The sequence below is a fragment of the Paraburkholderia phymatum genome, from assembly GCF_038900715.1.
Taxonomy (GTDB): domain Bacteria; phylum Pseudomonadota; class Gammaproteobacteria; order Burkholderiales; family Burkholderiaceae; genus Paraburkholderia; species Paraburkholderia phymatum_A.
Window position 1 is genome coordinate 172257 of record NZ_JAYMRZ010000003.1, and the last position, 22505, is coordinate 194761.

Genomic DNA, 22505 nt, shown 5'->3' on the forward strand with positions numbered 1-22505 from the left:
CTGGATATCAGGTCAACGTACCCTCAGCTCGACAGGTTTCTCCTCGCGATACCCGCCTCCGAGCGCCCTCGACATCGCGATGTCCTGACTCAGACGCTGCCCGTCGACTTCCAGCATGGAGATGCGTTCGAGCAACACAGCCTGGCGGGCGTCCATCACCGTGAGCCGGCTCGCGACGCCCCTTTCATAGCGCGCTTGCGCACTTGCCTGGGCGAACGATACCGCATCAATCTTCCGCGCCTGCAGCCCGGCTTCCTCGTCGAGGTCCTGAAGTCTGCTACCCGTCACGGCGACATCGCGCACGGCGTTCAGCACGGCCTCGTTGTACTGCGTGATCAACGTGTTGCTGGCCGTGCGCGCGCCGCTCAGGTTGGCGTTGAGCCGGCCGCCATCGAAGATCGGCAGATACAGGCCCGGAATCACATTGATCTGCTGGCTCGCACGCGTAAAGAGGTCTGCAAGATGCAGTGCGTTGACGCCAAAGAACGCCTTGATGTCGAAGCTCGGATAAAACGCGGCCTTCGCGGCATCGATACGGTCGAACGACGATTGCACATACCAGCGCATCGCTTGCAGGTCCGGACGACGTGCAAGCAGTTCGTACGACAGTGTGGGCGGCAACCCGGCGTGCGGGACCGGCAACGCGACGGGCCTGATGTCGGAGAGATCGTCGGGACCCGCGCCAAGCAGCGCGCGCAACGATTCGCGCAACTGCTTGACGCTGGCATGTGCGGCAACGATCTGCCTCTGTGTCGCCAGCAGTCGCGCACGCGCAAGCTCGGTCGGCGTGATTGGCTCCAGGCCGCGCGCGGCACGGGTGGCGTGCGCATCCACATCGAACTCTGCAACACCCTGCAGTTGCATAAGCAGATCGATTAGTTGATACGTCGTCTGGATGCCGTAGTAAAGCTGCGCAACGTCCGTCGACATTTCGAGTTCGATGGCGGCGACTTCGGCCAGCCGCGCGTTGTGCACGCCGATCGCCGCCTCCACCTGTGCTCGCTGCTTGCCCCAGATATCAATGTCCAGGCTCCCGCCGAGTCCTACGATGCCTTCCGTGTACCACGGCCCCGTCGCGCCGATCGCCGGCTCGTTCTTCGAATACGCACCCAGGAAGCCGTTGGCCGACACATGTTCACGATCCACGGCGGCGAGCGCCGTGACCTGAAGGTTTGTGCCGGCGCGCACCAGATCGATATCCGACTTCGCCTGCACGACGCGCGTACGCGCGATCACGATCGTCGGCGAGGTGGCAAGACTGCGCGCAATCAGCGAATCGAGTTGCGGATCGCCGTATGCGCTCCACCACTGGTTTGCTGGCCAGCCCTCTCGCTCGAGATGAATGTCATCGGCGATGCGGATCTGCTCCGGGGCGATCGTCGAATAGGGTTTTTCATCGTGCCGGATCAGCGCACAGGCCGACAGCGCACACGCCAACGCCGCCGTCACACCACAGCGCAGCCAGCGATACGAAAGCGGATCTGAAGAGCCAGTCTTTATTGCCCTGCTCATTCGATGATCCCCATATCGGCCTGGTGAACGCTCCAGGACGGCAGGGTCGACACCTGCCCGAGCAGACGCTCCGCGCACACGATCAATCGTTCATACGCAGCTTTCGCTGCATCGGTGCGCGGCTCCTCCTGATCGATGCTGGCATCTGTCGCAAGCACATCGGGGGGAACGTGAGCCGGTGCGCGCACTGCCTCCGGGTGCTCGGTCAGATCGCTGGCGTAACCTTCCAGCGATACGGCCGCCGCCGCTGCGCATTGTTCAGCCGCGCGGTTCGCACGACGCTCCCCGATCGGCTGCGCCCGGCGTTCTGCGTCGAAGGCGTCCGCTGCCAGGAGAATCTCGCGGGTCTGCGCGAGCATCGTCTGAACGTAATGCTGGAAGTTTTCCTGCTGCCCTTCGCCCATTTGCCAGCCAGGCTCCAGCGCGACACGTGCGGCCATCGCCTCGCATTCTGCAAGTTCGGACCAGAGCGCCGTCGGGATATCTGCGTCGCCCGACTGCCGCAACCGTGCCGCGAGACTTCGCAGAAGACGAGCGACACGTTGGCGGAGCGCCTCGCCTTCCGCCTCGGGCCATAGCGATGCATGAATGACCGCGGATATCGCCACCCCGAGGAGAATGCCGACCATCCGGTCCCGGATCTCGGTCAGGTTCGTTGTCGGCGCGAACTGACCGAGCAAAGCGATCGCGAACGTGAACATGAGCTGGGCGCCCCGCATAGCTGATTCGCTCCGATCCCGCGCACACCCACGCGCCAAGCGCCACGACTGGCAGCGACATCATCAGCAGGCCGACAATGCCGTCGATGCGCGGCACCACCCATACGACCATCACAAGCGCGCTCAAGCTGCCGAGCGCTGCACCGCCGATACGCAGGATCGCACGCCGGCTCGTCGCGCCGAGGCTCGGTTGCGCGACGATCAGCGACGACAGCATGATCGTGTGAATGCCCTGCCAGTCTGTCGCCAGGTAAAAGAGGTAGCCAATCATCGCCGCAAGCAGCGTCTTCAGTGCGAACTGCCTGTAGACCGGGTTCGAAAACGCGTCGGGGACAAAGAAGTGCGCCTTTTCCTGCTTCGTTTCGGTCGACTCAGGCGCGGCCGACCGGTTGGCAAATGCGTGAAGCGCTTCTCGCATCTGCTGCAGCGCGCCGGGCATACTTTCGTCTGCAACGTTCGCGAGCTGCTCCGGCACGGTGAAGTGCTCGTCCGTGCGGATGGTACGGCCAAAGTATGCGCACGCGTCGCGCAGCGCAGACCGAACGCCAGCCGGCACATCCGCCGTGCTTTCGGGCAGATGAGCCGTCGCCGCATACAAACGCGACACCGTAGTGACCCGCGCCAGATGAAACGCCTGAAGCCGCCGGTAATCGGCGTCCCGCATCGTCGAGAAGCGCAGCAGTCTTTGCAGCGTCAGCGTTCCGTTTTGAACTTCCCGCGCGTCCGGGCTGCCAACGCCTCGCGTCCCACGCTCCAGATCGGCAAGGCCCCCGTCAACCACCGCAAGCTGTCCGAGCATTGCGTCCTTGAATTGCTGTACCGGCTCGACAGGCAAACATAACGTGTTGATCAACAGCGTGATCGCAATCGCGTAATTCACAGCGACCCAGATCCACAGCGCGATGCGTACGAGCGCCTCCGCGTGATCGGTCAGATCGACAAACGACTGGAAGTAGATGACGACGATGCCGACGATGAAGAAAGCGGCGCCGATTTTTGCGACCCGCATCATGTAGGCGCTGAGGAGGAACAGCACCGCCGACAACAGGATTCTCAACAACGGGTAGTCGTACGTGAGCTTGATCATAAGAATCGCACTGCCGACGGCCAACGTCACGCCGATCATGAACACGATGCCGATGAGACGCGTCATCACCACGTTCGACTGCGTGACATAGAACACGACGAGTAGCGACAGCGCGAGAAAAGGCACCTGCAATGCCATGGATATCGTAATCACGATCGCGCTTGCCAGCACGCAGCGCAGCATCACGTTCGCACGCCCCGGATGAGCGCGAATCTCATCGCCGACAAAGCGGGCGAATCGACGTAAGTGCCACGGGAGATATCCGCGTGTCTCCATGACTGTTCTCATCGCGCCAACGCCGCTGTGTTGCCGCGATCGAGGGTTGCGACCGCGGACGTGCCGAGGCGGAACAGTTCGGCATCGGGATTACGCACCGCAATCTTGACAGGGAAGCGCTGCGACACATGCACCCAATTGATCGTGCGCTGCACGTTCGGAAGTCCCTCTTGAACCACGCCACCGTCGTCGGGCAGCACGCCATAGCCGACCGAATCGACCACGCCGGAAAAACGCCTGGCGGTGTCGCTCATCAGGTACACCGTGGACGGCGTGCCTGCATGAACGTTCTTCAACTCCGTTTCCCGGAAGTTGGCGACGACGTACCAATGCCGGGTATCGATCAACGTAAAAACAGGCTTCAACGCCGATGCGAACTGCCCGACTGTCGTGCGTAGCGAGACCACCCGACCGTCGAAGGGCGAGCGTACCTCGGTGAATTCAAGATTTAGTTCGGCAATGGCAATCTGCGCATTGACTTCGGCTCGTTGCGCGACCAGCGCATCGACACCGCTGACGGCCGCGCTAGCCTGCTGCGCCTCGCGCATCGCGGCGTTGAGTTCTGCCTGAGCGGAGCGCTGCGCGGTACGTGCGCGATCGACTTCCTCCGCGGAGACGTAGCCTTGCGCGAGCAAGGGTTCGGTGCGGCGCAGCGTGTCCGCGGCCTGGATTGCAACCGCGCGGGCCCGCTCGACGGTCGCCTGCACGGAATTCGCGTTGTATTGTTGCGCGTTGACCGAGCGTTGCGTCAAAACGATCTGGTTGTTGAGCGTGTCGAGCCGCGCGCGCCTGATCCAGCGCGGCCTGATACGGACGCGGGTCGATCCGTAACAGCAGATCGCCCTGCCTGACGGCCTGATTGTCGCGAACGGGAAGCTCGATGATCCGGCCACTGACTTCCGGCACGACGTTGATCGTGTCGGCGTACACGTACGCATCATCAGTGCTCGGCGCGCGATCGAGCCGCCACAGGACAATGCCAAGCAACACGATGGTGACCAGAACAATCGCTGCGGCAAGGAGATTCTTCGTACGCCGCATTGGACGAGGGTTGTTATTCATTTGTGGTCGCACATGTCACGAGCGGGAAAAAAATATCAACCATGCGGCCATCGCGAGCAGCGCGCTCAGCGCCGGATAGCTGATGGCGAGCGGCGCGAGCGCCGAGTTCGCATCGCGTCGGCTCAGCGCCAGGTGGACGAGAATTGTCCCCGCGACGCCGCCCGCGATGCAGAACAACCAGTCTGGAAAGGCTGCCCCGAACAGCGGGATCGACGGTGCAATCGCGCAGCCACCGAGTAGCATGCTCGACATTGACAGCAATGCCAGATTCATTACGCTCGATAAGCTCATGTGCGGTCGACGCCTTTGCGGTTGCCTACGCTCAGATGTTCGCCAACACTCTCTCTTGCTAACGACGCGATTACGAACGATGCGACGCATGCAGCTTTGCCAAGGCACTCGACCGTCGAGAAGAGGGCAACAGGAACGCTGTGCGTGTACTCAAGAGGTAATGCTGGTGCTATGGCGAATACGCTCGCTCCGCAAATGAACATGAACACTTGACGGGCAAACCGGAGGTTGACGATGGCGGCCGTGCCGATGAGGCCAATCAGTATCTTCGACGCCACCAACGCGAGCAGCGAGGTGGAATTGATCGACCCGCCGAGTTCCAGCGGTGCCTCAATCAGTGCCCAGCCACAGACCGCAATGACAGATGCCTTGAACAGGCGCTCCGATTTCGGCGTCAATTCGAGAGAATCACTTGAAACACTTTTCGAAAAATCCTCTTCGTAGTCCATCGGGTTGATCAAGCGGGCTGTTTTCCGGAGATCCACGAGAATTCCTCCTGGGCGGGACGTGTGCTTTTGATACGCACTCGCCGTGTAGAGATGGCGAAGAAAACACAGAATTGGTTGAATACACGATGTTCGAACATCTGCGCGCACTGCAAGGCAACGCGCAGACACCATCGATCCACCGTTGCACCGTTTCGCCGCCGATGCATCATCCGTGGGGACTCTCGTACCGGCTTGCCGAACGGAGCTTTAGCCACGACGTTGAATTTTCCCTGCACGTCGTGCCGGCCGAGAGCACGTCACGTCAAATCGCCAAGGCCGTGATGCCGCACGTGCCGGTGCAGCGCTTCTGCCAGCCCGGCGGATAGATTGCGCGCCGCACAGCGCAAGCCGCTCGATGCGCGGGCGGCGTGCGTTGCACGCCGGATCGCCGTTTTTCATCACGCAGTCCTCCACGCAGACATCGCCGGCCGCGCTTGCGCGGGCGGATACACGTTCCACGATCCGTCGTCGTGACGGAAGAAGAAGATCGACAGCAGCCCACCGGGGCGCGCGGCCTCGACGCACACGCAGCGCCGATGCATATGCGTGCGGCAGAAGCGCACGACGCGCGCGGGCATCGCGGGCGTAGGCGCGAGCCACTTATCGACGGCCCAGTGCAGTGTCTTTCCGGTCGGGCTCATGACGGACTCCTTCGCGTCTTTGTCTGTTTCAAACTTCAGTTGCCGGGTTTCATGCCGATCATGCTGCGTGAACAACAGCGTGGCCGATTTTGATCCGGTTGCCGATGAAAGTGCTCACGAGGCACAGTAGAGCGCGAATGCCCGTGCGCGGTTGCGTGAGGCATGCATGAACCTGTTCGCTGCGGCTTTCGCCGAGCAGGCACCATGCGCAGAAGTGCTCGCAGTTGTTCGTCAGCAAGCGATAGCGGCTTTCTCCGAGGCGCGAGCGGGCGCGCAGCACGGTTTCTTCGCCAGAAAACTTCGGGAACGGATGCGGACGCACGACGACGGCATAACCATCGGCGAACTGTTCGAGCGGGACTTCTTCCACAGGGCCGCGATGCGCGGACTTGGCGAAACCAGCGTAGTGAATGACCTTGCCGTTGCCTGCATAAATGCCGTGATGTTCGTAGCCGCGGCGTTGCGTGATGAGGTGGGCGCCGAGAGCAGGTTCGTCGTGTGAACCGGCTGGCGCGAGGTCCGGCGATGCAGAAGCGGCTGCGCGGATTGCGCCTTGTTCACTGCGTGATTGCTTGAGGTTGCGGTTCATGGCTTTGCTCTAAGTCCGGGTGTGAACGGCTGATGCTACGAACGGGCGAATCGCCTGCACCTGCAATGACATGAAAATGCATGTGGATGCATATACACAGATCACGCACGAGCATCGAAAAAATAGGCCGCCACACAGCGGGTAGACCATGCCGGGGCATGGAGGAGTGACCTCATTTGGAGCGTCGGCCTGCGAACCAATGTAGGTTGTGCCCAGCGCGGCCGCAATTACACTTTGGGTTCAAAACCACTCCTTCCCGCCGGTATGAAGGCGAAACTAATACCATCGTGCAATGGCGCTCTGCACTGTCTTCGGCCTAACCTCGCTTTCAGGACGACAACTCTCGGAGTTTTTTCGTAGCACGCGAGTGCAAGCCCTTGTTATTCCGGTTGCAGGGTGCCGTTCGCGCTTTTCCCGTCAAGGTTCGCGGAACAAACGTCTCCATCCCGATCGGGTCAACAAAATAGTGACTGCCGCTGGGTTGCCGCGTCCGCCCGAGGGCTTACCAAAGACTTGAGAGGCTGGCTTCCGGACGAGTCAACCACACCCCGTTTTTTGACGACGGGCGTTCCGTTCACCAGGTGATCGCGGCGCACACCTCTCTACTTTGACGAGCGGTTAATGGACACATTTCAATGCATGCGCATCTTTGCAAAAGTCGCCAGCGACGGAGGCTTTGCTTCGGCGGCCAGGAGACTCAACTTCAGTGTGGCCGCCGTCTCACGCGCTATCAGTCAACTCGAAACACATCTGGGTAGCCGGCTGTTGAACCGGACGACGAGGCAGGTCGCCCTGACGGAGGCGGGTGAGCGTTACCTGCGGCGATGCCAGGATATTCTCGCGAGCCTTGATGACGCGGAAGCCGAGGCGCGATCCGCGGCGGCGCATCCCACCGGACGGCTGCGCGTTCACGCGCTTTCAAGCTTCGGCCATCAGTTGGTGGTACCTGCAATACTGAAGTATCAGCAGCGGTTTTCCGACCTCAGAGTTGAGGTCACGTTGAGCGGGACTATTCCTGACATGCTGGAGGACGGCTATGACGCGTCGATCGTTCTCGCGCCGGAATTGCCAAGCTCCGGGTTGGTAAGTCTGAGGCTCGGGAGTATCCGCGGCGTGGTGTGCGCGGCCCCTCGGTATCTGGCGAGCCACGGCGTACCGCAAGCGCCTGAAGACTTGCGCGAACATCAGTGCCTGCAACTGACCACGTCCGTGTTTCCGTTTGATAAATGGGTATTCGGAGGCGCTGGCGAGACGTTCCCGGTGAACATCGGCTCGGCTCGCCTGACGGTCAACGCGATGGAGGCGCTGGAGCCGGCGGTAACGGGGGGACTTGGCGTCGCGATCCTGCCGGCTGGCGTTGCGCTGCCCGGTTTGCGCTCGGGCGCATTGATACGGATTCTTCGAGGATACGAGGCGCAGCCCGTGAACGTCTACGCGTTGTATCCGTCCCGGCGTTTCCTCGATGCAAAGATCCGGACGTTCATCGACCTCCTTCGCGAAGAGGTGCCGTCGATGCTGGAGACGGACGAGCGTGCGCTAACCATGCTCGACGGATGTGAGCTCATGAACCATCCGACATCCGGGTACAGATCCTGATGCAACGTCGATTCTTCACGACACACTATTCCAACACCGTGAGAGGCCCTGCCATGGAGAATGCCAAGAATTCCAGGCATGCGCCACTGAAGGCCGGCCACGTGTTCGAAGAATTTGCCAGGACCCTCTGGCATCTGCGTGCTCCGCTCGCGGTTCTGTTTGTGCTGTTCCTTCTGCTTTCGGTTGTCATGTACTACGTCGGCGGTCTGGTCGAATCGGCGAGCCGAACGCCCTCCTCGTTTGGGCAAACTCTCTATTTCTGCACGATCTCAGCGCTCACGATCGGTTACGGCGACGTGGTGCCGACCACAACCCTGGGCCGCATCGATTCGGTGTTGCTCGGAATGCAAGGTGTACTGGCGACGAGTATGGTCACAGCTGCATTTGTTCACGCTGTCCAGGAGGCAGCGCGTCGCGGCGGCATACAAGGTGAAGCCTAAGCCAGGTTCGTTTTCCGCGCGTAAGCGGTAGAAGATCTGGAGCCGGATCATCCCGGTTCACGAAAACCAGCAGCCCACCCTTACCACACTGTCGAGTCCGTCACGGGGCCAGCAGGTGGACAGCATCGCGACCAGCAGGATGGCAGCGACAATGATCGCGAGAATCGCGTAACCGCTCGGCGTCAGAGGCCCGCTGACAAACGCGGCCCACGGCCTGGTACGCTTCACGATCTTTGCCGCGCGGCGCAGCTGGTCGGTAATGTAGGCGCCACAGGCGCGCCGTTCAATGGCAGTGAGAATTTCGCTTTTCATCATCACGCGTCGCGGCAAGCATCATCAACACAGACCCTAATAGCAGATGCATTAGACAGGCGCTCCGATTCGACCGCCAACTCGATCGCATCCACTGAAATGCGTTGCGAAAAAACTTCATGTAACCCCTCGGGGCGATCAAGCCGGCTGTTTTCGGGCATCAATGGCGAGCTTCCATCTACGAACCAATTTAGGGTGCATCCGGCGCAGTCGCAATTGCACTTTGGGTCAGGTATGGCACGACATTCCTTCCCACCGATACCAAGGTGTCATTACACCATCGTGCAATTGAGCCGCGCACCCCTTCCAGCCTAAAGTTGCTCTCGACAGGCAACGTCTCCCAACGCTCGCGTAGCTCGAACGCAGCCAGTCGCACAACGTTACGAAAGCATCGCGTGTCCCTGGAACGAGTACGGATTGGACCCAGCCAGGTGATAGCCGGCTTTCATCACGCTGCCCAACGACGGCATCGAACGCGTGACGTGCGGCTTCAAGGTGGACCACGCGCCTTTGTACAAACTGGTTCCCCGTCAAAGTGGTGCGCGCCGCCACAGTCGGGCCATATTTCGCCACGCAAGCCGTAGTGCTGCCGCAATGGGATAACCATCATGCTGACTGACGTACTCCACCTCTCGCGCGCCCAGTTCGCGATGACCACGGTCTTTCACATTCTGTGGCCGATCCTGACAATCAGTCTCTCGGCGTTCCTGCTGCTGATCGAAGCACTGTGGGTTCGCACCGGCGACGTGATGTACTACCGCCATGCCCGCTTCTGGGGCAAGCTGCTCGTGCTCAACTTCACGGTCGGCGTGGTCACCGGCATTCCGATGGAGTTTCAGTTCGGCACCAACTGGTCCGGCTTTTCGCAGTTCAGCGGCCAGTTCGTCGGCAACATTCTTGGTTTCGAAGGCGCGATGGCGTTCATGCTCGAAGCTGGATTCGTCGGCGTGATGATGCTCGGCTGGGGACGTGTGCCACGTGGTGTCCATCTCTTCGCCACTGCGATGGTGGCGCTCGGTTCCAGCATTTCCGCATTCTGGATCATGGTCGCCAATTCGTGGATGCAGACGCCCGCCGGCTTCGCCGTCGTCGACGGAAAGATCGTGGTGACGGACTATCTGGCGGCCATCTTCAACCCCGACATGGTGTGGGGCGTCTCGCACATGTGGATGGCCGCGATCGAAACAGGCATGTTCGTGATCGCGGGCATCTCCGCGTACCACCTGTTCCGCCGCCGGAACCCCGAGTTCTTCGCGCGCTCGTTCAAGATCGCACTTGGAGTGCTCGTCTTCGTTGCACCGATTCAGGTCTGGCTCGGGGACTCGAGCGGCACCAGCGTGTTCGCGACGCAACCCGCAAAAGGTGCCGCCATCGAGGGACACTGGGAGACCAACAAGCCCGGCACGGGTGCCGCATGGTCGCTCGTTGCCTGGCCCGATCAGCAAAAGCAGCGCAACGACTGGTCGATTGAAGTGCCGGGACTGCTCAGCATCCTCGGCACGCACTCACTGCATGGCCAGGTCAAAGGCCTCACGGACTTCCCGCGCGCCGATCAGCCGTCTATGGTGCCGCTTCTCTACTACGCATTCCGCCTGATGGCTGGCATCGGCTTCGCCTTCATGCTGCTCGCGTTCTGGACAGCGTATGCATTGCGTAAAGCGCGCGGCAGCCTCGACCGGTTGCTCGCCCAGCGCAAGCTCCTGCTCGCATGGGTGCTGTGCATCCCGCTGCCTTACCTGGCTGTCGAGGCCGGGTGGATCGTACGCGAGGTGGGACGTCAGCCGTGGGTTGTCTACGGACTGATGCGAACGAGTCAAGCCGTGTCCACGGTGCCAGCGGCCTCCGTAACGGCCAGCATGGCGATGTTCTTCGCATTCGACGTCGTGTTGCTCGTCACCTTCTTCCTTCTCGCACGGAATTGGCTGAAGACCGGTCCCGATCTCACGGCCACACCGCCCGCAACGATGATCGCGCCGCCCCAGACGGCGGCGAGCTAATACTGTGCCCTCTTTCTCCAACTGAAGCGAGATAGTTCGATGGATAGCACCACTCATTCCCTGCTTGCCGTCACGTGGTTCGGCCTGATCGGCCTAATGCTGGTCCTCTACGTCGTGACGGACGGATTCGACCTCGGTGTGGGCATGCTCACGCTGCTGAGAAGAAAGCGCGAAGATCACGACGTGATGGTTCAGACCATCGGTCACGTGTGGGATGCGAACGAGACATGGCTTGTCGTGCTCGGCGGCGCCCTGTTCGGCGCGTTTCCTGCGGCCTACGCGTTCCTGATGCAGGAACTCTATCTGCCCGTCATGGCGTTGATAGCCGGACTGATCATGCGGGGTGCAGCAATCGAGTTCCGCCATAGCGTCCAGCGTGGACGGCTATGGGACACCGTGTTCGGCGTGGGCAGCCTCGTCGCGGCAATATCGCAGGGCGTCATACTCGGCAAGGTGATCACGGGCTTCGTGTCTGGCGAGTCCAGCACGGTGTTCATCACGGTAACAGCCATTGGCGTGGTGGCGGGCTATGCACTGCTCGGCGCGACCTGGCTTGTGAAGAAGACGGTGGGCGCGCTCGAACGTTGGGCCCGGCACCTGGCCTTACTAAGCGCGCAACTCACCGTGGCTGCCGCGATCGTGCTCACAGCGGCAACCTGGATTGAAGGCGTGGCCGTCCATGCTCGCTGGTCCCAGCCTGGCGTGTTTGCCCCGCTTGCGGTACTCGGCGCGCTCGCCGCACTGTCGTATGCCTGGCTCACCGCTTTGCTCTATCGGGGAAGCGAACGAGCGCCCTTCCGGGCAGCGATTACGCTCTTCATAGTGTCGTTCGCGGGCCTTGTGATCAGCCTCTATCCCGACTTCATTCCAGGCAGGCTCACGGTCATGCAAGCCGCGTCAGATACCCTGACCCTCGCGTTCATGTTGATCGGAATCGGCCTCGTGTTCCCGGTGATGATCGGCTACAACCTGTACCAGTACTCGATTTTCCGCGGCAAGGTGATCAGCAGAACCCGCGCGTAAAGGTAGCCGACGCTGCGCTGCAGCGTCGTTCCGATATGCCGCGCCTCAAAGCCACTGGCATGCTATCCACTTCTTTTCGTCGACGCCGCGTAGTCGCTCGACGTCAACCGGGCACCACGCCTGCCGTTCGCGCCACTCATAGGTTTCCATCCTCGAGGTGTATTCGACGTCTGTCCAGATGCACCGCCGAACGCTCACGGTCCCTGTTCTTTTAGTAGAGGGGACGCATCGAACAAATCGCGGCGGAAGGGATGGGTGCTGCTGGAAAACTCGGGGCCGTCAAAGCAACTTTATGCCTCCGCCATGAGTAGCTTGAATGCATCTCTACGACGCGAGCAGCTTCCCGTTCCAGGCGACCCAGATAACGCATGGGTTATCTACAGGAAGGTTATCGGCTCGGGAGTAAGCGTCGCGTGGGAGCCGTTGAGAATTCTCTGGACAAGCGTCGAAAAACGCGGCAGGCCGCTGCCGGCAGGGATCAAAGCGAGGCAGGTGTCGATAGGGGGAGATGCTTCGCGACGTTCCATGGCAACAGTTCGTCGATGCGGTTCGCCTGGTGATCCGCAATGTGCGTGAGCACGAATTCCAGGTAGGCGCGTGGATTGATGTTGTTCAATTTGCACGAGCCGATCAGGCCATACATGGCGGCAGCTCGCTCACCACCGCTGCCGGAGCCCGCGAATATAAAATTGCGCCGACCAAGGGCCACACAGCGCAAGGTATTTTCGGCAAGCACGTTGCTGATTTCGACACGGCCGTCGTCACAGAACAGTGTGAGGCCAATCCCCATCGGTTCAGAGAGTAGTTGATCGCTTCGACCAGTGGTGCCTTTGGCCAGAGAGTGGCGAGTTTCTCCTTCATCGAGCTCTCGAGAGCCACGAGCAACGGGCTGCTCTTTTCTCGCCTGACGCGTCGCCGCTCATCGGGTGGTCTGCCGCGGATAGCAGTCTCGATTTCGTAGGGATCGCCAATCATGTCGAGCCATTGCTTCGTAGTTTCCGACGGCGCTGTTTCATGGACGTCGAAGAGATATCGACGCGCATGATCCCAGCAAGAAGCCAGGCGAACTTTGCCGCTTTCGGTCAGCTCGTTGAAGCCGAGCATAGCCGCCCCCCTGAAGGACGCCTTCGAATCCGGCAAGATGGGTCTGGGGGTGGGTGCCTTTGCGGTCCGGCGAGTACGCGAACCAGACAGCAGCGGGAAGCGGCGATCATCGCGCATGTAGACCCACAACCGACCGGTCCTGGTCTTCTTGTTCCCGGGCGCGAGCACCGGGATCGGCGTGTCGTCCGCGTGGAGCTTCGTAGTCGACATCGTGTAGCGACGCAGGGCTTCAGTCAGCAACCGGCAGAGTTCTTCGCATTGTCCGACCCAGCGTGCCATGGAGGCCCGATCGAGACGTACGCCGTCGCGCGCCGCGATCTCGGACTGCCGATACAGCGGCGTGTGGTTCGCGTACTTCGCAACGATGATCTCGGCCAGCAAGCTCGGATCCGCTATGCTGCGCTCGATCGGCAGCCCCGGCATGGGTAGTTGCACGGAGCGCGTGCTCGAGCCCGCCTCGATCTGCCCGAAGTGCGACAACGCCATGAACGGCCGCGGCGAGACGCTTACGCTCGGGATCGCTTCCATCGCGAACCTCATTCGGCCACTGCGTGGCGAGTTCGCGCCGCCAACAGGAAAAAGCCAATCGTCGCGATCGCAAAGTCGATCGCGGAGCGGACCGCTTGCTGCTCGAAAAGCGGCGGTGCCACCGTGACCGCCGCCGAAGACGAGCGCATCGGAGCGATAGAGAAGCCGTCTAAAACGCTGATAGCGTGGCCAACGCCCACTTGCCCCAGCACCGAAAGCCCACAGAGATGCACAGTCTTGAACGAACTTCGACGTTGCCGAGAAAGCCTGTCAAGCGAGCCGAATGCCCGGCTGAGCCAGCCCGTTGATCTGCTCCGCCGTCCAGAGGAGCGTTGCTCTGCCAAAGCCGTGCAGCGCCTGCTGATGACGTCGGTACAACATGGCGTGACTGAGCTGGGCGAGTCTGCCCCGAATGAGCCCGCCGGGATAGAAGCCAAAGCGCCCAAGTGTGCCGAACGCGTCGTAGTCGCTCAATGACACAAGCGATCCAAAATCCCGGAACTTGAAGCCAGGAAGAGGCTTGTTGTGACGCACCCACTCCGGCAGGTAGCGCGCGAGATGCTCTGCCTGCTGGGTAGCCACCTGTGCGGTTGGAGGAAGCGGTCGCTGCGCACCGTCTGGCGTCAGGGCCGCGCAATCGCCGAGAGCATAAATGTTCTCATCGTGAAGAGCCTGTAGCGTGCCCGACACCACGATCTGGTTCGCCCGGTTGGTCGCGAGGCCAGCTAGCCCGTTCATGAAATCAGGTGCCTTGACACCAGCAGCCCATACCATCAAATCCGCTTCGGCAAGCTTCCCGTCTCCATACCGAAAGCCTCCCGGCTCCACGGATGAGACACCTGTCGAGGTCATGACGCGAAAGCCGATTTTCTCGAGTCGTTGCTGGCTAGCTGACGAGATCTCCGGTGGGAAGGCCGGAAGCACGCGTGGTCCGGCCTCAAGAAGAGTCAGACTCAGCCTTTTTCTGATCGAGGGATCGCCATAGCTGCCAGCGAGTTCGAACAGGTGACTGAGTTCGGCCGATAACTCGACCCCGGTCGCCCCTGCGCCCACAATCGCAACCCGGAGTTCCTCATCCTTGACAACAGAGCGAAGAGCACGTTCGCGCAACGCGACGTTGAATGTCTCTGCCTGCTGTTGGCTGTCAATGAGATGGCAATGCTCCATGACGCCAGGCACGCCAAAATCGTTCGCGCGGCTGCCTATCGACAGCAACAGCAAATCGTATGGAACTGTTCGGGGCTCGAGCATCAAGCCGCCCTCGTGCGCCCTGATCCCAGCAAGCTGGACTTCGCGCAGTTGCCGGTTTAGTCCGCACATCTCTCCCGGTTGATACGTGAAGCCGTGTTGACGCGCATGCGAAAGAAAAATCACGCGCTGCTGATTCACATCGCGCGTACCGGCCGCAATCGTGTGCAGCATCGGCTTCCAGATGTGCGTCGCGCTCCGGTCGATCAGGGTGACGGTAGCCTCACCCGTTCGGCCCAGCCTGTCGCCGAGCCTGGTTGCAAGCAGAATCCCGGCGATTCCGCCACCTACGATCACGATACGAGTTGGCTTTTTCATGGCAGTTATTCAATGAATGATGGACGACTTCCGATAGAAATACTTCCCTATCCGAACCAATTTACGGTTCGCCCCGTGCGATCGCAATTGAACTTTGGGTTAGGTTGACACGACATTCCTTCCCACTGATACGAAGGTGTCGTTACACCATCGTTCAATTGAATCGTGCACCGCTGACCGCCTAAAGTTCCTGTCCATGAGCTACGTCTCCCGACGCCGGCGTCGCTCAAACGTAGCCAGTCGCACAACGTCATCGGGGCATTGCGTGCCTCCGGGATCGACGACGCCGATAAGCCGGCGGCATTCGGCCTCTGCCTGACGTTCAGTGCCCCCGTTAATTGCAGCGACACGAAAGGACATGCAATGACTCTGATCAATGCAAACAGAAGCAACGTTTCTCAGGAAGCGATCCGCACCGGACGACTGTTTCTCCTCGAATTGAGCGGCGGCCGCATTCACTCGATGAATCCCGACGGCTCCGACCGCAAGACGATTGTCTCGGACTGTCACATGCCCGACGGCATCGTCGTCGATACGGATGCCGGTCATATCTATTGGACCAACATGGGTTCGGTGGGCGCTCATGACGGCTCGATCGAGCGCGCCGACCTCGACGGCAACAACCGCGTGGTCGTTGTCCCGCAAGGCATCACGCATACGCCGAAGCAGATCCACCTCGACAAGGATGGCGGCAAGCTCTACTGGTGCGACCGCGAGGGCATGCGCGTGATGCGCGCGAGCGTCGACGGTTCTCGAATCGAAACGCTGGTCGAGGCCGGGTACGGCGACCATGACCGGCACGACCAGACCAAGTGGTGCGTCGGGATCACCCTCGATCCGAAGCTCAAGAAGATCTACTGGACGCAAAAAGGCCCGGACAACGGCGGCCAGGGCCGCATCTTCCGCGCAAACCTGGATATCCCCTATGGCGAGACTTCGGCGACCCGCTCCGACATCGAGGTGGTGTTCGACCAACTGCCGGAACCGATCGACCTCGAGCTCGACGTGAAGAACCGCATCCTCTATTGGACGGACCGTGGCGATCCCCCGCGCGGCAACACCGTCAATCGTGCCCCCATCGACGAAACGGCGGCACCGGAGATCGAGATCACGCACCTGCTGGAAGGGATCGGCATCGCGCTCGACGTTGACGGCAACCGGATGTTCTTCACGGACCTGGGCGGCTCGGTTTATTCAGCAGATCTCGATGGAAAGGATGTGCGCAACTTCCTCTACGCTCAGGGCAATCTCGCCGGCATCGCCTATGCCGAAGTCTGATCAACGCATTGGAGACATCACATGACCGACACCAAACGTATTCGCCGAATCGCCATTATCGGAACGGGCGTGATCGGCGCGAGCTGGGCCGCGCTGTTTCTCGCCAGGGGACTGCACGTCGTTGCGACGGACATTGCACCGAACGCGGAAAGCGCATTGAGGAAATTCGTGGAGTCCGCCTGGCCGGCGCTCACGAGATTGGGGCTCTCGCCCGAAGCGTCGCTGACCAACCTGACGTTTACGTCCGTGCTCGAGCAAGCGCTCGTGGGCGCGGACCTGGTCCAGGAAAACGGGCCTGAGAGGATTGACTTCAAGCAGAAGCTCTATGGGCAACTCGACGCGCTGCTGCCTGCCGACGTGATCATTGCATCAAGCTCGTCGGGGCTCACCATGAGCGAAATCCAGAAGGGCGCCGCGGCGCATCCCGAGCGTTGCGTCATCGCCCATCCGTTCAATCCGCCGCACCTGATCCCGCTGGTCGAAATCGTCGGCGGAGCCACGACCTCCGGGGAGACGATCCGGCGTGTAGACGAGTTTTATACGTCGATCGGGCAGCGGACGGTGCGGGTCAACAAGGAGATGCCCGGCCACGTCGCAAACCGGCTTCAGGCCGCATTAGCGCGCGAGGTGTACTACCTCGTCACCGAGGGTGTGGTGAGCGCCGCCGACGTCGACACCGCCCTGTGCTGGGGACCGGGCCTGCGCTGGGGGCTGATGGGCAACATGATGCTCAATCATCTTGGCGGTGGTCCGGGCGGCATCGAGCACTTCATGCAGCAGTTCAGCGGCCCGATGACGGCCTGGTGGAAGACGCTCGGCGCGCCGGTGCTGACCCCCGAAGTGCAACAGACGCTTATCGACAGCGTCCATGCCGAGATTGGATCGCGCTCCATCGAGGAACTGGAGGCGGAGCGGGACGCGTTGCTGCTCGGTCTGCTCGAGCTACGCAGCAACGTTAGCATGACGAATCAAACAAAATCGATCGCGCCGGTCGCGTAGGCCTGGTCGCAACTGCCAGGATCGGTCACCCACTGACGCGTCCTTTTTTCCCAGCTTTCAAGCCACCGCAACAGGAGTCGCAACATGCCCGACACAGCCACGGAAAGCAAGATCACCGCGAAGCAGCTTCCGCCGCCGAACAGTGATTTCTATCACTACGCAGACACGCACGGCACAGCTCGCGGACGAAGGCAAGCTTACGGACCAGCAAGCGGCGCTTTCGAAGGCGTTCACGACGTCCAAGGCGCGTGAGACGGTCTCCTGGGCGCGAGAGCTGCTCGGCGGCAATGGCATTCTCGCCGACTACAACGTCGCGCGTTTCTTTGCCGATGCGGAGGCCCTCTATTCCTACGAGGGCACGTACCAGATGCAGAACCTGATCGTCGGCAAGGCAATCACCGGGTTCAGCGCGTTCATCTGATACCGCACCAGCGCGCCGGCGCGCCTTTCGCCGGCTCACGATCTGGAAAGAGAAATCAACCATGTCATCAACAACCATGACACTCGCATCGTCGCCATCAGCAGTGCTTGTCGATTCATCGACGGCAGGACCGACGCTGGCAAACGTCCTGTACGAGAAGTGCGGCGCGATCGCCTATGTGACCGTGAACCGGCCTAAGGTGCTCAACGCCCTGAACACGCAGACATGGAACGATCTGCGAACTGCTTTCGAAGATGCACGGGAGGATGTTGCCGTGCGCGGCGTCATTCTCACCGGCGCGGGCGACAAGGCATTCATCGCCGGTGCCGACATCAGCGAGCTGGCGCACGCGACTGCGATCGAAGCGGAGCAGTCGAGCCGCTCAGGTCAAGCAGTGCTCGACCTGATCGAGAACCTTGGCAAACCCGTGGTCGCGGCGATAAACGGCTTTGCACTCGGCGGCGGCTGCGAGACGGCAATGGCTTGCACCATCCGTATCGCCGTGGAGCACGCGAGGCTCGGTCAGCCCGAGGTCAAGCTCGGATTGCTCCCCGGCGGCGGCGGAACGCAGCGGCTGCCGCGCCTCATCGGAAAGGGCCGCGCGCTCCAGCTGATTCTGTCCGCAGAGGCCATCAGCGCGCAGGAGGCCTGGCGCATCGGGCTCGTCAACGAGGTCGTTCCGGCAGCCGATCTGATCGCGCGTGCGGAAGCCATCCTGAAGACGATCGCTTCGAACGCTCCTGTCGCTGTGAAGCTATCGCTCGAAGCGGTGAACAAGGGATTGGACGCGGGCCAGAGCGAGGGCCTCGCCCTCGAAGCCTCCTACTTCGGGCTGTGCGCCGGGACGGAGGACAAGAAGGAGGGCACGTCCGCCTTCCTCGGAAAGCGCGCGCCCCAGTTCTGCGGCCGCTGAAGCCGCCCCAACGCAACCCACTTAGAGACATCCAATGCCCAATGACAACATCTTCTCCGGCCTGAAGGTCCTGGATTTTTCGACCTACGTCGCCGCCCCGGGCGCCGCGGTGGTCCTCGGCGATTTCGGCGCCGACGTGATCAAGGTCGAGCCGCCGCAAGGTGACGCGTGGCGATACAGCCACAAGCTTCCGGTCCTGCCGCATTCCGAGGAGGCCTACCCGTGGCATCTGGCCAACCGCAACAAGCGCAGCCTCACGCTGGACCTGAAGTCCCCGAGCGCACAATCAGTTGTGCAAGAGCTCGTGAAGTGGGCTGATGTGTTCATCGTCAACACCCCACACGCGGCGCGCAAGAAGCTGGGACTCGAATACGAGACCGTGGCAGCGTGGAACCCGCGCCTGATCTACGCGGATCTGACGGGTTTCGGCGAAAAAGGGCCGGACGCTAACCTCCCGGGCTTCGACCTCACCGCCTACTGGGCGCGCAGCGGCCTGCTATCGATGACCCGCGACGCCGGCGCGCCCCCAACCTGGCCTGTGAGCGGCAGTGGCGATAACGCCACGGCCATGGGCCTGTATTCGGCGATCGTCACGGCGCTCTATCGGCGCGAGCGGACCGGCAAGGGATCGTATGTCACGACCTCGCTGCTCGCCGAAGGCGTGTGGTCGGCGAGTGTGTCGATCCAGGGCGCGCTCGCCGGCGCCACGTTTCCGCCGATGCACGACCGCAAGCATCCGGCCAACGCCGCGATGAACGTCTATCAGTCGGCCGACGGCGCCTGGTTCGTCCTTGTCGTCACGCCCGACAAGCTGGCTGCGGTGGCGAACGCCATCGGCCGAGCGGACCTGCTTACGGACTCGCGGTTCGCCGACCCCGCGAAGATGGTCGCCAACATGCCAACGCTCACAGGCATCTTCGACGAGCTCTTCGCCTCCAAGCCGATGGCGCACTGGCATGAGGTGTTTGGCGGCGTGCACGTGACGTTCGGCGAGGTCCGCGGACCGCAGGAGGTGATCAACGATCCCCAACTTGCGGTGAACGGAATCGTCGTCCCGCTGGAGGGCGCAGGCAAGCTGACCTCGACGATCAGCAGCCCGTTCCAGGTGCATGGCGTTGACAAGGTGCCGGCGCGGCGCGGCCCCGATCTCGGCGAGCACACCGAAGAGATCCTCCGTGACCTGGGATTTGACGCGCAAGGCATCGAGGACCTGCGCGCGAGCGGCGCGGTGCCGAAAGTCAACGAGCACGCAGCCTGACACAAGACAGAGAGAAAGGAGCAAACCATGAGCGACATTATCACCGAGCGTACGGGCGGAATCCTTCGGGTCCAGCTTAATCGCCCTGCCCAGAAGAACGCGATGACGTCCAGCATGTACACGAGCCTGGCCGACATCCTCAACGAAGCGGACAAGGACGACGCGATCCGTGTCGTGCTCTGGCACGGCGCCGGAAACGCGTTCTGCGCGGGCAACGACGTCGGGGATTTTCTGAACAATCCGCCGAGGCTTGGCGCGTTTCCGCAGGGCCTCCTGATGGAGGCATTCGTCAGGTTCGAGAAGCCGATCGTCGTGGCCGTGCAAGGCGCGGCGATCGGCGGCGGAACCACGATGCTGACTCATTGCGATTTCATCTACGCGGGCGAGAGCGCCAAATTCCAGCTGCCGTTCATCAACCTTGCGCTGGTGCCGGAATTCGGATCGAGCTTTTCGATACCGGCGCGCGTGGGCCGTCTCCGGGCGGCCGAATTGTTTCTTCTGGGAGAGCCTTTCACTGCTCAGCGGGCGGTGGAGTTGGGCCTCGCGACTCGCGTGGTGCCCGACGGAGATCTGCTGGCGACTGCGACCGCAACGGCACAGAAGCTGGCGGCAAAACCGGGCGGCGCGTTGCGGGCGAGCAGACGGCTCCTCAAGCAGGCTTCGGTTGGCCGGCTCAAAGAAGCGATAGAGAGTGAAAACCAGGAGTTCATGGAGCGGGTGAGTTCGGCAGAGGCCAAGGAAGCGCTCTCGGCCTTCCTCGAGAAACGTCCGCCAAACTTTACGAAGAGCCCGACGCACGGGACGGCCGAATAGTCCGTGCTCGCAGCACTGTACTTCGCAGCGTTCGTCATCACCGTAAAGCCGGATGCGCTTAGCGCAGTCCCGGCACCGACGAAGCAAGTGCATTTGCAAAATGCCGGCGTCTGGTGCGCCGGGATGCCGTAGCGAACCCGAGTGGCTGGCGCGGTGATTGTGCGCGACCTGCACTCTGATGAAACCAGCCATGAACCCGATGGCGTCAACGTCGAGTTGGACGTGACGCCTGTCCAATCGACTACGCCTTCTGCCTTCTTGACGGAGGCAAGACGATTCGCGACATCTCAACCGCTCACGAGAAAGATTCCTATGTTGACCGACATTCAACGCGACATCATAAAGGCCACCGTTCCGGTGCTGGAAACGGACGGCGAAGCGCTTACCCAACATTTCTATAAGCTGATGCTCGACGGGTATCCGCAGGTGCGCCCACTGTTCAACCAGACTCACCAGGCCAGTGGCTCCCAGCAACGAGCGCTTGCCAACGCCGTACTCACGTACGCGCGCAACATCGATCACCTCGAGGCGCTCGGCCCGCTTGCAAAACGGATCGTGAGCAAGCACGTTGCGCTGCAGATCCAGCCCGAGCACTACCCGATCGTGGGCGCGTGTCTGCTGCGTGCGATTCGAGAGGTGCTGGGTCCCGACGTCGCGACCGATGCAGTCATCGAGGCCTGGGGTGTGGCCTACCAGCAGCTTGCCGATATCCTGATGGGCGCTGAGCGTCAGGCTTACGACGCGCTGGCCAGCGCGCCCGGCGGATGGCGAGGTGAACGTGCGTTCCGGGTGGTCCGCAAAGTCCCGGAAAGCGCGGAAATCTCTTCGTTCTACCTGGAGCCGGTGGATGACGGTCCGGTACTCGACTTCACTCCAGGCCAGTACATCGGGCTTCGCCTGAACGTGAATGGCGCGGAAATCCGCCGAAACTATTCGCTGTCGGCCGCGCCTAACGGACGTAGCTACCGGATCAGCGTGAAGCGCGAGCCCGGTGGCGTCGCTTCCAACTTCCTCCACGACAAGGTCGTTGATGGAAGCATCCTGGAGCTCTTTCCGCCTGCTGGCGAGTTCACCCTCCGCGACAGTGACGAGCCGCTTGTACTAATCAGTGGCGGCGTGGGAATCACTCCAACGCTGGCGATGGCCGAAGCGGCTTTGCACCGCAGCAAACGGGGTGTCATATTCATCCACTATGCGCGCAATGCGTTGGTGCATGCCTTCGCCGATGTACTCAAGGCATGGCATGCCCGTTTTCCGCGTTTTCAATCATACGTCGTCTATGAAGAGACCGAAGCGCGGGAAGCGCCCGCTCCGGACGGGGTAGGCCGGCCAACCCTGGAGCAGTTGCGGCACTGGCTTCCGGCCGACCGGAACTTCGACGCCTATTTCCTCGGACCGAAGCCGTTCATGGCCTTCATCAAGCGGTCGCTGCACGAACTGGGCGTACCCGAGGATAGAAGCCGGTACGAGTTCTTCGGTCCGGCCGAAGAACTAGACTGAGACGCGATCTGGCCGGCCACAACCGGGTCGGCCAGCCCGCCATTGACAGCGGCAAGCTGTTGCCACGTTTTCAGCGGAGCCGCACAAGCGTA

Annotated in this window: 23 protein-coding genes and 2 pseudogenes; 13 read left to right on the forward strand and 12 right to left on the reverse strand. The window is 61.5% G+C overall.

All coding sequences use genetic code 11. The features are described 5' to 3' along the window. Positions 1 to 12: 12 nt before the first annotated feature. The 3 genes and pseudogenes from VSR68_RS07095 to VSR68_RS07105 all read right to left on the reverse strand — a co-directional run. Positions 13 to 1512 (reverse strand): MdtP family multidrug efflux transporter outer membrane subunit, encoded by a 1500-nt coding sequence (locus VSR68_RS07095; protein WP_342939138.1) that lies wholly within the window; start codon positions 1510 to 1512, stop codon positions 13 to 15. Further along, a complete protein-coding gene (locus VSR68_RS07100; protein ID WP_342939139.1) occupies positions 1509 to 2213 on the reverse strand; it encodes a hypothetical protein in 705 nt (234 codons plus the stop codon). Before VSR68_RS07100 ends, VSR68_RS07095 begins: the two co-directional genes overlap by 4 nt. Before the next feature lie 106 nt (positions 2214 to 2319). Next, a pseudogene (locus VSR68_RS07105) lies at positions 2320 to 3243 on the reverse strand (FUSC family protein); the annotation flags it as partial. Here VSR68_RS07105 and VSR68_RS42760 point away from each other — a divergent pair. Further along, positions 3154 to 3423: a hypothetical protein gene (locus tag VSR68_RS42760; RefSeq protein ID WP_428983475.1), complete on the forward strand. Its 270-nt coding sequence runs from the start codon at positions 3154 to 3156 to the stop codon at positions 3421 to 3423. The pseudogene VSR68_RS07105 and the gene VSR68_RS42760 sit on opposite strands and share 90 nt — an antisense overlap. Positions 3424 to 3602: 179 nt before the next feature. Here the strand turns inward: VSR68_RS42760 and mdtN are convergent. The 3 genes and pseudogenes from mdtN to VSR68_RS07120 form a co-directional block, all read right to left on the reverse strand. Then, positions 3603 to 4635: pseudogene (mdtN, locus tag VSR68_RS07110) on the reverse strand (multidrug transporter subunit MdtN). Between the two features lie 36 nt (positions 4636 to 4671). Beyond that, a complete protein-coding gene (locus VSR68_RS07115) occupies positions 4672 to 4908 on the reverse strand; it encodes a YtcA family lipoprotein (protein WP_342939140.1) in 237 nt (78 codons plus the stop codon). A gap of 35 nt (positions 4909 to 4943) precedes the next feature. Next, positions 4944 to 5432 carry a hypothetical protein gene (locus tag VSR68_RS07120; protein ID WP_342939141.1) on the reverse strand — a complete coding sequence of 163 codons (489 nt, stop codon included), beginning with the start codon at positions 5430 to 5432 and terminating at the stop codon, positions 4944 to 4946. Positions 5433 to 5521: 89 nt separating this feature from the next. Here VSR68_RS07120 and VSR68_RS07125 point away from each other — a divergent pair, with 89 nt between their 5' ends. Further along, positions 5522 to 5761: a DUF2866 domain-containing protein gene (locus VSR68_RS07125; RefSeq protein WP_428983467.1), complete on the forward strand. Its 240-nt coding sequence runs from the start codon at positions 5522 to 5524 to the stop codon at positions 5759 to 5761. A 72-nt stretch (positions 5762 to 5833) separates the two neighbouring features. On the opposite strand, the gene VSR68_RS07130 is transcribed toward VSR68_RS07125, so the two are convergent. Both VSR68_RS07130 and VSR68_RS07135 read right to left on the reverse strand, forming a co-directional pair. Further along, on the reverse strand, positions 5834 to 6076 hold the full coding sequence (locus tag VSR68_RS07130; protein ID WP_342939143.1) for a hypothetical protein: 243 nt from the start codon (positions 6074 to 6076) through the stop codon (positions 5834 to 5836). A 58-nt stretch (positions 6077 to 6134) separates the two neighbouring features. Continuing rightward, positions 6135 to 6665, reverse strand: a complete 531-nt coding sequence (locus VSR68_RS07135; RefSeq protein ID WP_342939144.1) for a lecithin retinol acyltransferase family protein — start codon at positions 6663 to 6665, stop codon at positions 6135 to 6137. A gap of 621 nt (positions 6666 to 7286) precedes the next feature. Here VSR68_RS07135 and VSR68_RS07140 point away from each other — a divergent pair. Both VSR68_RS07140 and VSR68_RS07145 read left to right on the forward strand, forming a co-directional pair. Then, the gene (locus tag VSR68_RS07140) at positions 7287 to 8261 is read left to right on the forward strand and encodes a LysR family transcriptional regulator (RefSeq protein ID WP_342939145.1); all 975 of its coding nucleotides are present in this window, start codon (positions 7287 to 7289) and stop codon (positions 8259 to 8261) included. Positions 8262 to 8314: 53 nt separating this feature from the next. Then, positions 8315 to 8701, forward strand: coding sequence for a potassium channel family protein (locus VSR68_RS07145; protein WP_342939146.1), 387 nt, complete (start codon positions 8315 to 8317; stop codon positions 8699 to 8701). Positions 8702 to 8758: 57 nt separating this feature from the next. Here the strand turns inward: VSR68_RS07145 and VSR68_RS07150 are convergent, their stop codons facing one another. Beyond that, positions 8759 to 9016: a hypothetical protein gene (locus VSR68_RS07150; RefSeq protein ID WP_342939147.1), complete on the reverse strand. Its 258-nt coding sequence runs from the start codon at positions 9014 to 9016 to the stop codon at positions 8759 to 8761. A 605-nt stretch (positions 9017 to 9621) separates the two neighbouring features. On the opposite strand from VSR68_RS07150, the gene VSR68_RS07155 reads away from it, so the two are divergent. Then, positions 9622 to 11010, forward strand: a complete 1389-nt coding sequence (locus VSR68_RS07155) for a cytochrome ubiquinol oxidase subunit I (RefSeq protein WP_342939148.1) — start codon at positions 9622 to 9624, stop codon at positions 11008 to 11010. A 39-nt stretch (positions 11011 to 11049) separates the two neighbouring features. Further along, positions 11050 to 12033: a cytochrome d ubiquinol oxidase subunit II gene (locus tag VSR68_RS07160; protein ID WP_342939149.1), complete on the forward strand. Its 984-nt coding sequence runs from the start codon at positions 11050 to 11052 to the stop codon at positions 12031 to 12033. Between the two features lie 478 nt (positions 12034 to 12511). On the opposite strand, the gene VSR68_RS42765 is transcribed toward VSR68_RS07160, so the two are convergent. The 3 genes from VSR68_RS42765 to VSR68_RS07175 form a co-directional block, all read right to left on the reverse strand. Then, complete coding sequence (locus VSR68_RS42765) at positions 12512 to 12769, reverse strand: transposase domain-containing protein (RefSeq protein WP_428983468.1); 258 nt, start codon at positions 12767 to 12769, stop codon at positions 12512 to 12514. Next, positions 12664 to 13665: an IS66 family transposase gene (gene tnpC / locus VSR68_RS07170; protein WP_342939151.1), complete on the reverse strand. Its 1002-nt coding sequence runs from the start codon at positions 13663 to 13665 to the stop codon at positions 12664 to 12666. Before tnpC ends, VSR68_RS42765 begins: the two co-directional genes overlap by 106 nt. A 270-nt stretch (positions 13666 to 13935) precedes the next feature. Next, positions 13936 to 15231, reverse strand: coding sequence for an NAD(P)/FAD-dependent oxidoreductase (locus VSR68_RS07175; RefSeq protein WP_342939152.1), 1296 nt, complete (start codon positions 15229 to 15231; stop codon positions 13936 to 13938). A gap of 261 nt (positions 15232 to 15492) precedes the next feature. On the opposite strand from VSR68_RS07175, the gene VSR68_RS07180 reads away from it, so the two are divergent. The 7 genes from VSR68_RS07180 (at position 15493) to hmpA (ending at position 22413) form a co-directional block, all read left to right on the forward strand. After that, on the forward strand, positions 15493 to 16509 hold the full coding sequence (locus tag VSR68_RS07180; RefSeq protein WP_342939153.1) for a 3-hydroxyacyl-CoA dehydrogenase: 1017 nt from the start codon (positions 15493 to 15495) through the stop codon (positions 16507 to 16509). Positions 16510 to 16530: 21 nt separating this feature from the next. After that, the gene (locus tag VSR68_RS07185) at positions 16531 to 17508 is read left to right on the forward strand and encodes a 3-hydroxyacyl-CoA dehydrogenase NAD-binding domain-containing protein (protein WP_342939154.1); all 978 of its coding nucleotides are present in this window, start codon (positions 16531 to 16533) and stop codon (positions 17506 to 17508) included. 142 nt (positions 17509 to 17650) lie between these two features. Then, complete coding sequence (locus VSR68_RS07190) at positions 17651 to 17929, forward strand: acyl-CoA dehydrogenase family protein (RefSeq protein ID WP_342939155.1); 279 nt, start codon at positions 17651 to 17653, stop codon at positions 17927 to 17929. Between the two features lie 76 nt (positions 17930 to 18005). Then, positions 18006 to 18842: an enoyl-CoA hydratase-related protein gene (locus VSR68_RS07195; RefSeq protein ID WP_342939156.1), complete on the forward strand. Its 837-nt coding sequence runs from the start codon at positions 18006 to 18008 to the stop codon at positions 18840 to 18842. A gap of 34 nt (positions 18843 to 18876) precedes the next feature. Next, complete coding sequence (locus tag VSR68_RS07200) at positions 18877 to 20100, forward strand: CoA transferase (protein WP_342939157.1); 1224 nt, start codon at positions 18877 to 18879, stop codon at positions 20098 to 20100. Positions 20101 to 20127: 27 nt separating this feature from the next. Next, positions 20128 to 20913: an enoyl-CoA hydratase gene (locus VSR68_RS07205; protein ID WP_342939158.1), complete on the forward strand. Its 786-nt coding sequence runs from the start codon at positions 20128 to 20130 to the stop codon at positions 20911 to 20913. A gap of 312 nt (positions 20914 to 21225) precedes the next feature. Further along, positions 21226 to 22413, forward strand: a complete 1188-nt coding sequence (gene hmpA, locus VSR68_RS07210; RefSeq protein WP_342939159.1) for an NO-inducible flavohemoprotein — start codon at positions 21226 to 21228, stop codon at positions 22411 to 22413. The last annotated feature ends 92 nt before the right edge of the window (positions 22414 to 22505 follow it).